10 protein-coding genes are annotated in these 9,797 nt (G+C 68.1%); 8 read left to right on the forward strand and 2 right to left on the reverse strand.

The genetic code is table 11. The features are described 5' to 3' along the window. The 4 genes from WB508_RS01285 to WB508_RS01300 form a co-directional block, all read left to right on the forward strand. Window positions 1–327: ribosome-binding factor A (locus WB508_RS01285; RefSeq protein ID WP_423843062.1), on the forward strand; the 327-nt coding region annotated here is incomplete at its 5' end. Continuing rightward, entirely contained in the window at window positions 324–1,223 is a 900-nt protein-coding gene (truB, locus tag WB508_RS01290) for a tRNA pseudouridine(55) synthase TruB (protein ID WP_423843063.1), read from the forward strand. The genes WB508_RS01285 and truB, both read left to right, overlap by 4 nt. A 25-nt stretch (window positions 1,224–1,248) precedes the next feature. Further along, a complete protein-coding gene (locus tag WB508_RS01295) occupies window positions 1,249–2,502 on the forward strand; it encodes a phospholipase D-like domain-containing protein (protein ID WP_423843064.1) in 1,254 nt (417 codons plus the stop codon). 41 nt (window positions 2,503–2,543) lie between these two features. Beyond that, window positions 2,544–3,461: a bifunctional riboflavin kinase/FAD synthetase gene (locus tag WB508_RS01300; protein ID WP_423843065.1), complete on the forward strand. Its 918-nt coding sequence runs from the start codon at window positions 2,544–2,546 to the stop codon at window positions 3,459–3,461. 4 nt (window positions 3,462–3,465) lie between these two features. On the opposite strand, the gene WB508_RS01305 is transcribed toward WB508_RS01300, so the two are convergent. Beyond that, window positions 3,466–4,350 carry an SGNH/GDSL hydrolase family protein gene (locus WB508_RS01305; RefSeq protein WP_423843066.1) on the reverse strand — a complete coding sequence of 295 codons (885 nt, stop codon included), beginning with the start codon at window positions 4,348–4,350 and terminating at the stop codon, window positions 3,466–3,468. Between the two features lie 186 nt (window positions 4,351–4,536). Here WB508_RS01305 and rpsO point away from each other — a divergent pair, with 186 nt between their 5' ends. From rpsO to dapB, 4 genes are all read left to right on the forward strand, one after another. Continuing rightward, on the forward strand, window positions 4,537–4,791 hold the full coding sequence (rpsO, locus tag WB508_RS01310; RefSeq protein WP_423843067.1) for a 30S ribosomal protein S15: 255 nt from the start codon (window positions 4,537–4,539) through the stop codon (window positions 4,789–4,791). 293 nt (window positions 4,792–5,084) lie between these two features. Next, on the forward strand, window positions 5,085–7,307 hold the full coding sequence (locus tag WB508_RS01315) for a polyribonucleotide nucleotidyltransferase (protein WP_423843068.1): 2,223 nt from the start codon (window positions 5,085–5,087) through the stop codon (window positions 7,305–7,307). Window positions 7,308–7,393: 86 nt separating this feature from the next. Continuing rightward, a complete protein-coding gene (locus WB508_RS01320; RefSeq protein ID WP_423843069.1) occupies window positions 7,394–8,566 on the forward strand; it encodes a kynureninase in 1,173 nt (390 codons plus the stop codon). A 5-nt stretch (window positions 8,567–8,571) separates the two neighbouring features. Further along, window positions 8,572–9,312 carry a 4-hydroxy-tetrahydrodipicolinate reductase gene (gene dapB, locus WB508_RS01325; protein ID WP_423843070.1) on the forward strand — a complete coding sequence of 247 codons (741 nt, stop codon included), beginning with the start codon at window positions 8,572–8,574 and terminating at the stop codon, window positions 9,310–9,312. An 8-nt stretch (window positions 9,313–9,320) separates the two neighbouring features. Here the strand turns inward: dapB and WB508_RS01330 are convergent, their stop codons facing one another. After that, window positions 9,321–9,626 (reverse strand): AzlD domain-containing protein, encoded by a 306-nt coding sequence (locus WB508_RS01330; protein WP_423843071.1) that lies wholly within the window; start codon window positions 9,624–9,626, stop codon window positions 9,321–9,323. Between the last annotated feature and the right edge of the window lie 171 nt (window positions 9,627–9,797).

Below are 9,797 nucleotides of genomic sequence, written 5' to 3' on the forward strand. Positions count from 1 at the left end.
ATGACCGGTGACGGCCAGCAGGCGTCGGTGTTCTACACCGTCATGGGCGACGAGGTGCAGCGCAGCGAGACTGCTGCTGCGTTGCGCAGCGCCACCGGCCTGATTCGTTCGGAGGTCGGCAAGCAGCTCGGCACCCGCATCACGCCGTCCTTGGAGTTCTTCCTCGACGCCGTCCCCGAGACGGCACGCGAGATCGAGGAGCTGCTGGCCCGGGCCAAGGCTTCGGACGAAGAGGTGGCGGCTCGGTCCGCCGGGGCCGCCTACGCCGGTGAGGAAGACCCGTACAAGAAGAAGGATGAACCCACCGACGAGGCGCCCGAGGAGTGAGCGCGCCTGACGCACTGGTCTCTGGACTGGTCGTGGTCGACAAACCGGCGGGATACACCTCGCACGACGTCGTCGGTCGCATGCGGGGGATCGCGAGCACGCGCAAGGTCGGACACAGCGGCACGCTGGACCCCATGGCCACCGGGGTGCTGGTGCTCGGCATCAACCGCGCCACACGGCTTCTTGGGTATCTGACCTTGGTCGACAAGGAGTACCTGGCCACGATCCGCCTCGGTCAGACCACGGTCACCGACGACGCCGAGGGGGATCTGCTGATCGAGGTCCCGGCCCCGGCGGTCGAGCGCTCGGCCATCGAGGCCGCCGTGCTGCCGCTGACCGGCGAGATCGCCCAGGTCCCGTCAGCGGTCTCAGCCATCAAGGTCGACGGCGTGCGCTCCTATTCCCGCGTGCGCGCGGGTGAGGAGGTCGCCCTGAGGTCGCGTGCGGTCACCGTGTCGACGTTCGAGATCACCGGCGTGCGGTCCGGCGCGGGCGACCACGGGACGAACACCGATGTCGACGTGCGCGTGGTCTGCTCCAGCGGCACCTACGTGCGAGCGTTGGCCCGCGACTTGGGTGCTGCCCTGGGTGTCGGCGGACACCTCACGATGTTGCGCCGGACCCGGGTCGGGGGCTTCGGTCTCGATCTGGCGCACACGCTGGAGGACCTGGAGCAGGAGCTGTCGATCGTCGATCTTGACACCGCGGCGCGCGAGTCGTTCAACACCTATGCGCTGACGGCCGAGCAGGCCACCGACGTCCGCTTCGGACGGGTGCTGACCGCCATCGACCTCGGTTCCCCCGGTCCAGTGGCGCTGTTCGACCCCTTGGGGGCATTCCTTGCGCTGTACGAGCAGCGAGGGCGCACGGCGCGCGCCGTATCAGTGTTCGTCTGACGTCCTCACTCAGTAGGGTCGCCCCATGGGTGTGCGCCGATCGACTCGTGAGCTGTTCCGACGAGGTCTGGTGGGATTCCTGCTGCTGCAGGTGGTTGCCGTCGTCTCGCTGATGGGCGCCGATCGCATCCGTCGGATGGTGCGCGGGAGCAACGTCGACGAGCTGTCGCCCACCGTGCCGCGCGACTGCACCCTCGCCGATGGCAGCGAGCTGACCACCTACACCTACGGCGCCAGCTTGTTCGAGGACATGATCGAGGCGATCGACGGAGCTCGCGAGCGCGTGCTGCTGGAGACCTACATCATCAAGAACGACGCGACCGGTCGCGAGTTCAAGCAGGCACTCATCGCAGCAGCAGAGCGCGGAGTCGACGTGCGTGTGGTCTACGACGGTTTTGCCAATCTGGTGGTGCGGCCCAGCTTCTTCGACTTCCCGCCGCCGGTACGGGTGTTCCGGTACCCCTTGTGGAACGGAGGATGGAGCTTGCCCTCCCCGCGACGGCTGGGGCGCGACCACCGCAAGATCTTGGTGGTCGACGACACTGCGGCCTTCGTCGGCGGGTACAACGTGGGCGCCCTGTACGCCACGGAGTGGCGTGACACGCACGTGCGGGTCACTGGCCGCTCCGTGTGGGACCTCGACAACGCGTTCATCGACTTCTGGAACGCCAACGCCACGGTCGCCAGGCGGCCGCACGGCCCGCTGAAGTCGATCGGCACGTCGTCCTGGGACACGCGCATCCGCGCCCATCGCAATGTGCCGCGCCAGCTGATCTACCCCATCCGCGCCATGTACCTGGAGGCGATCGACCGGGCGCACCAGTCGATCGACATCACCGCGGCGTACTTCATTCCCGATCACGACATCCTCGAAGGACTGCTGCTGGCGGCGTCGAGGGGCATCAAGGTACGAATCCTGACGCCCAAGGTCTCCAACCACGTGGTGACCGACTGGTTGTCGCGGGGTTTCTACGGCCGGCTCCTGCGCGGAGGCGTCGAGATCCATCATTACCAAGGGCACATGGTGCACGCCAAGACGGCCACGATCGACGGTCAGTGGTCCACGATCGGCACGGCGAACATCGACCGCCTGAGCCTGCAGGGCAACTACGAGATCAACCTCGAGATCCTCGACCCCGGCTTCGCCGAGGGCATGCGCGCGATCTTCGAGGACGATCTGTTGAAGGCCAAGCCGCTGACCTTGGCTGAGTGGAACAGCCGCCCGTGGGTGGCCAAGCTCTACGAGGCGATCCTGCGCCCGCTCGGTCCATTGTTGTGACCGTGTTCCCTGCGGTGCAGACGGTGTGACAGGGTTTTGTCGTGACCATCTGGCGTGACGTGGCAGGCGCCGCCGTGGCGCCGCGTCGCGAGCCCTCGGCCGTGACCATCGGTGCCTTCGACGGCGTCCATCGCGGCCACCAGGCGTTGCTCGCGCGGACCCGAGAGGCTGGGCTACCTGTCGTGGCGGTCACGTTCGACCCGCATCCCACCGCGATCTTCGCGCCGGACCGCGTGCCCAAGGCGCTCACCACGATGGAGCGTCGGGTCGAGCTGTTGCAGCAGCACGGCGCAGACGAAGTGCGCGTTCTGGCCTTCACGCCCGAGATGGCCGCCTGGTCGCCCGAGGAGTTCGTGCGGCGCGCCCTCGTCGACGCACTGTCGGTCCGCGCCGTGGTGGTGGGACAGAACTTCCGATTCGGTGCGCGAGCCGCTGGCGACGTCGCGAGTCTGTCCGATCTTGGGACGTCGCACGGATTCACTGCTGAGGGACTGGCTCTGGTCGGCTCCGGTGAGCCGTGGTCGTCCACCCGAGTCCGCTCTCTGGTCGCCGATGCCCAGATGCGCGAGGCTGCCCATGTTCTGGGTCGCCCACATGAAGTGGTCGGTGAGGTCCTCCGAGGGCAGCAGCGCGGCCGCGAGCTGGGCTACCCGACCGCCAACACGCCCATCGACGACTCCTACGCCGTGCCACCTGATGGCGTCTATGCCGGGCGGGTGGTCCGCGCCGGTGGCGATGCCATGGCGGCGGCCATCTCGATCGGCACCAATCCCACCTTTGGGGAGCACGAGCGTCGCGTGGAGTCCTACGTGCTCGACCGCTCGGATCTCGAGCTGTACGGCGAGACCATCCGCGTCGAGCTGGTCGATCACCTGCGCCCCATGGTGGCTTTCGACGGCGTCGATGCCCTGCTCGCCCAGATGGCCGACGACGTTGCCGCCACCCGCCGGGCACTCTGACCCGCTAGGACAGGGCTCGGGCGACAACGGCGGCGATGGCCCGCATGCCGGTGGCGCGGGGATGGAAGACGATACCGTCGCCGTTCGCCGCGGTGTCGCCATTGGTCCAGGCCTGCGATCCTGCGCACGCGTCGTGACCAGTCGAGGCGTCCCGCAGGGACACGAACTGCACGCTGGCGGCCTCGGCGGCAGCGCGCAGCGCGTCGTCAAGCAGGATCTCGGCGCTTCGCACGAGGTCTTGAGCCGACGCGTCGATCCCGGCTGCGGCGCAGCTGCCGGTGGCGGGCGACAAGCGCGGATAGCCGACGAGCGCAACCGTGGCGTCCGGGGCACGGGAGGTCACCGACCGCAGCAACCGTGCGAGACGGTCCGTGGTCGTGGCCAGCACGGCGGGCGCCTGAGCGGACACGAACTGTTGGCACGCCGCCGCTCCTTCCACGCACGACTGGATCAGCGTCTGGAACAAGCCACCGTCGTTGCCGCCGAGACCTATCGTGACCAGGTCGGTGTCCGCAGTGACCGCATCGATCTGCGGTTCCACGGTGCCGCGCGGGCCGTCTGCGCCCTCGAGGACGGTCGTGGTGCTCGCCCCCGAGCAGCTGACGTCGGTCAGGGACTTCGACAGCTGCTCAGCCACCAAGGACGGGAAGTTGGCCGTCGAGCGCAGGCAGAACCCGGACTCCTGATCGATGGGCGAGATGCCGGGTCCGGCCGAGAACGAGTCGCCGATGGCGACGTAGCGCCCAGTCAGTGGCGCCGGACTCGGCTCGGTCGTGGCGGTCTCCTGCGGAGCGGCGGTGGGTCGAGCCACAGATGGGGCGTCGCTCGTGCACGCCGACGTGAGCGCGACGAGCGCGGCGACCGAGCAGACGACACCTCGGACGAGCATGTTCCCAGCCTAGGTGGGAGCCCCCACCGCGATTCGCTTTCGGCGGGTACGCGCTGATATTCTGGGATTCGCCGTAGATCGGCCACGGATCGAGAGAGCCCCGGAGAACATGCCCGGGCGCACCGTGCAACGAAACCACTCAGGAGAAAAGTGTCGAAGAAGACTGCTGCCCCCACTGTCACTGACATGGCCCGTGCAGACATCATCAAGGCGTACGCGCTCAGCGACAGCGACACGGGATCTCCCGAGGTCCAGGTTGCACTGCTCACCGGTCGCATCGCGCACCTCACCGGTCATTTGCAAGATCACAAGCACGACCACCACAGCCGCCGCGGACTGCTGCTGCTCGTCGGACAGCGTCGTCGCCTGCTGAACTACCTGCAGAACAACGACATCGAGCGCTACCGCTCGCTCATCGAGCGACTCGGCCTGCGCCGCTGACACGACGAGGCGGTCATTCCCCGCGATTCAACTCCGGGAGTGGCCGCCTCGCTCGTATCATCACAACTGAACACCCATCACTCTGAGAAACTCAGAATCACGACGAGACGCCGTCGGGCATCGCACCTGCGATCCGCGCTCGGTCCTCGGTAGTGGCTTTCGGAACATCTCCGCGGGCCTCGATCGAAGACCGGCACCTGCCCGCCATCGAGGTCACCGCGGCGCTCGTCCCCTAGCAGCAGGCATCGCCTGCGCAACCGAGTTGCAGGCGTTCGCCTGCGGAAGGGACATTCATGTCCGAACCCACACTGCACACCGCTGAAACCGTCATCGACAACGGCTCCTTCGGTACCCGCACCATCCGCTTCGAGACCGGCGTGCTCGCCCAGCAGGCTGCTGGCGCCGTCGCGGCCTACCTCGACGAGGACACCATGCTGCTGTCAGCCACCACGGCTGGCAAGCACCCCAAGGATCACTTCGACTTCTTCCCTCTGACGATCGACGTCGAGGAGCGCATGTACGCCGCGGGCAAGATCCCCGGCTCGTTCTTCCGTCGTGAGGGCCGCCCGGGCGAGGACGCGATCCTCACCTGCCGCCTGATCGACCGGCCGCTGCGCCCCACCTTCAAGAAGGGCCTGCGCAACGAGGTCCAGGTCGTCATCACCGTGCTGGCGCTCAACCCCGACGCCCCGTACGACGTGCTGGCCATCAACGCCGCGTCCGCCTCCACCCAGATCTCGGGCCTGCCATTCACCGGCCCGGTCGGCGCCACCCGCGTCGCCCTGATCGATGGCCAGTGGGTCGGCTTCCCGACGCACACCCAGCTCGAGAACGCCGTCTTTGACATGGTCGTTGCCGGTCGCATCACCGCCGAGGGCGATGTCGCGATCATGATGGTCGAGGCCGAGAGCACCGAGATGACCTGGGACCTCGTCCAGTCGGGCGTGCAGGCTCCCACCGAGGAGGTCGTGGCCGGTGGCCTCGACGCCGCCAAGGTGTTCATCAAGCAGCTGTGCGAGGCGCAGAGCAAGCTCGCCGAGACCGCCGCCAAGCCGGTCCGCGACTTCCCGATCTTCTTGGACTACGAGGACGACGTGTACGCCGCCGTCGAGTCCGCTGCCAAGGACAAGCTGGCCGAGGCCATGACGATCCTGCACAAGGCTGACCGCGAAGAGCGCGAGTCCGAGATCAAGGCCGACGTCCTCGACCAGATCGGCGCTCAGTTCGAGGGTCGCGAGAAGGAGATCGGCGCGGCTGTCCGCGCCGTCACCAAGTCGGTCGTGCGTGAGCGCACGCTGCGCGACCACGTCCGCATCGACGGCCGTGGCCTTGCCGACATCCGCGCGCTGAGCGCCGAGGTCGGCATCGTGCCCCGCGTCCACGGATCAGCGCTGTTCCAGCGCGGCGAGACCCAGATCATGGGCATCACCACGCTGAACATGCTCGACCTGGAGCAGAAGCTCGACACGCTCTCGCCCGAGACCACGCGCCGCTACATGCACAACTACAACTTCCCGCCGTTCTCCACCGGTGAGACCGGACGCGTGGGCTCGCCCAAGCGTCGCGAGATCGGTCACGGTGCGCTCGCCGGCCGGGCCCTGCTGCCTGTGCTGCCGACGCGTGAGGAGTTCCCGTACGCGATCCGTCAGGTGTCCGAGGCGCTCAGCTCAAACGGCTCCACCTCGATGGGCTCGGTCTGCGCCTCGACGCTCGGCCTGTTCAACGCCGGCGTGCCGCTGCGCGCAGCAGTGGCTGGCATCGCGATGGGTCTCATCTCCGGTGAGGTCGACGGCGAGCAGAAGTTCGTCACGCTCACCGACATCCTGGGAGCCGAGGACGCCTTCGGCGACATGGACTTCAAGGTCGCCGGAACGCGTGAGTTCATCACGGCGTTGCAGCTCGATACCAAGCTGGACGGCATCCCCGCTGACATCCTTGGTGGCGCGCTGACGCAGGCCAAGGGCGCCCGCCTCGCGATCCTGGACGTCATGGCCGAGGCCATCGACGAGCCCGACGAGATGAGCCCCCACGCACCGAAGATCCTCACGATCCGGATCCCCGTCGACAAGATCGGCGAGGTCATCGGGCCGAAGGGCAAGATCATCAACCAGCTGCAGGCTGACACCGGCGCGAAGATCTCGATCGACGACGACGGCACGGTCTACGTGGCAGGTATCGGCGGCGCGGCCGAGGCCGCCCGCGACGCGATCAACCAGATCGCCAACCCGACGATGCCCGAGGTCGGCGAGCGCTACCTCGGCACCGTCGTCAAGGTGGTCGACTTCGGTGCGTTCATCGCGCTGAGCCCCGGCAAGGACGGCCTGCTGCACATCAGCAAGCTGCGTGACCTCAACGGCGGCCAGCGGGTCAACAACGTCGAGGACGTCGTGTCCATCGGTCAGAAGATCCAGGTCCAGATCGCCGAGCTCGGCGACCGCGGCAAGATCTCGCTCATCCCGGTCCCCGAGGACGCGCCCGCCGCGGCCGAGGAGGAGCCGGCACCGGTCGACGCCTGATCCACCCCAGCTCGATGGACGCCCCCACCCGCTCGTCGGGTGGGGGCGTCCTGCATGTGGCCCTCTCGTCGCGAGAGGATCGTTCGATGACCACCGCAGCCGAACTCGATGCAGCCGACCCGTTGGCCTCGTTCCGCGACAGATTCGTGATCGAGGACGATCTCATCGCCTACTTCGACGGCAACTCCCTGGGCCGGTTGCCGCTCGCCACCCGCGACCGGCTCGAGTCCTTCGTGCGCGAGGAGTGGGGGCGCGACCTGATCCGAGGGTGGGCTGATCGGTGGGTCGACCTGCCAACCGTGGTGGGCGACGAGGTCGGGGCGCTCATGGGAGCAGCGGCCGGGCAGACCATCATGGCGGACTCGACGTCGGTGTCGCTGTACAAGCTGTTGCACACCGCCATCGACCTGCGTCCGGGCCGCTCGGAGATCGTGGTCGAGCGGGCCGGGTTCCCGACTGACCGATACCTGGTCGAGGCGGTCGCCAAGGCGCGTGGCCTCGACGTCACGTTCGTCGACGACCCGACCGACCTGACGCAGATCGTCAGCGAACGCACGGTTGTCGTCGTGCTGAATCATGTTGACTACCGCAGTGGTCTGCTGCTCGACGTGGCCACACTGACCAACCAGATCCATGCGGCGGGCGCCTTGGCGCTGTGGGACGTGTGCCACTCGGTCGGCGCGCTGCCGATCGATCTGGATGGTGCGGGGATCGACCTCGCGGTCGGCTGCACCTACAAGTACCTCAACGCCGGGCCTGGCGCGCCAGCGTTTCTCTACGTCGCCGAGCAGCACCTGGCGGCCGCACGGCAGCCGATCGAGGGGTGGTGGAGTGCAGCCAACCTGTTCGCGATGGGTGAGCAGTACGAGGCGGCACCGTCGATGCGCAAGATGTTGTCGGGAACGCCTCCCGTCGGCGGGATGATCGCGGTCCAGGAAGGCGCGCGGTTGACCGCCGAGGCCGGCACGGAGGCCATTCGAACCAAGTCGGTCGCGCTGACGTCCTTCGCGCTGGGTCTGATCGAGGCGCACGGACTCGACACGGTGACTCCCCGAGATGCGGCCCGTCGCGGTGGCCACGTGACGATCCGCCACCCGCAGGCGCGTCAGGTGACAGCCGCCGCCACCGCCCGTGGCGTGCTGCCGGATTTCCGCGAGCCCGATCTGATCCGTCTCGGCCTCTCGCCGCTGTCCACCTCGTTCGTCGAGGTCGAGGCCGGTGTCGCCGTGCTCGCCGACGTGATCTCGTCGATAGGCTGAGGGACATGACACAACGGGTCGCGGTGCTGGGCGCCAAGGGGCGCATGGGCTCTCAGTCGGTGCAGGCACTCCGTGCCGCCGACGGCCTGGAGGTCTGCGCCGAGATTGACGTCGAGGACTCGCTCGACGCGCTGTCGTCGGCCGACGTCGCCCTTGACTTCACCCAGCCCGACGTCGCGCTCGACCACGTGCGTGAGTGCATCTCCCAGGGCGTCCACGTCGTCGTCGGCACCAGTGGCTTCGACGACTCCAGGATCGCGCAGGTCCGGCACCTGCTGGGCGACGATCCGCAGATCGGCGTGCTGATCGTGCCGAACTTCTCGATCGGTGCGGTGCTCATGATGAAGTTCGCGGCGGAGGCCGCACCGTTCTTCGAGTCCGTCGAGGTCATCGAGATGCATCACCCCGACAAGGTCGATGCGCCGTCGGGAACGGCCACCCGCACGGCCGAGGTGATCGCGGCGGCGCGCGCGGCGGCCGGTTCGCCGGCCTTGCCTGACGCCACCCAGACTGATCCCGACGGCGCCCGCGGTGCGACGGTCGCCGGCATCCCGGTGCACGCCCTGCGGGCTCGCGGGTATGTCGCGAGTCAAGAGGTCGTGCTCGGGGGAGCGGGGGAGACCTTCACGCTCCGCCACGACTCCCACGACCGGGTGTCCTTCATGCCCGGTGTGGTGGCCGCCGTCCGCGCCGTCTCCACTCGTCCCGGTCTCTGCGTCGGACTCGACACCGTCCTCGACCTCTAGTCGTTGGCCTAGAGCTGGCGCAGCAGGGCGGCCGAGGCGGCCGACAGGGTCACCATCGGCAGAAACGGAACTCGCAGCCACAGCAGCACCGCGGCAACGCCGAGGGCGGCCAGGCGGGCGTCGACCGACACGCGGGTGCCGTCGGCCAGCACCTGCACCGCGATGAGCGCTCCGAGCAGGCCAACCGGGATCAGGTCCGAGATGCGCACCGTCAGCCGGTGCGCCAGCACGCGCTCAGGCACTGACATCCCGGCCAGCTTGAAGGCGAAGCATCCGGCGGCGCTGAGCGCTATGCCGACCCACACGGCCGTCATGGCGTGACCTCAGTGCGCCACAACAGACCCAGCCCAACTGCGACCGCACCGCCAACGATGACCGGCGCACCCGCAGGTGTGACGGGGATGAGTCCTGTGGCGACGGCGGCGCCCACCAGAGCAACGACCTGCCCGATTCTGGAGCTGAGCCGCGGCCACAGCAACCCCAGG

Source organism: Aeromicrobium sp., assembly GCF_049586495.1.
GTDB lineage: Bacteria > Actinomycetota > Actinomycetes > Propionibacteriales > Nocardioidaceae > Aeromicrobium.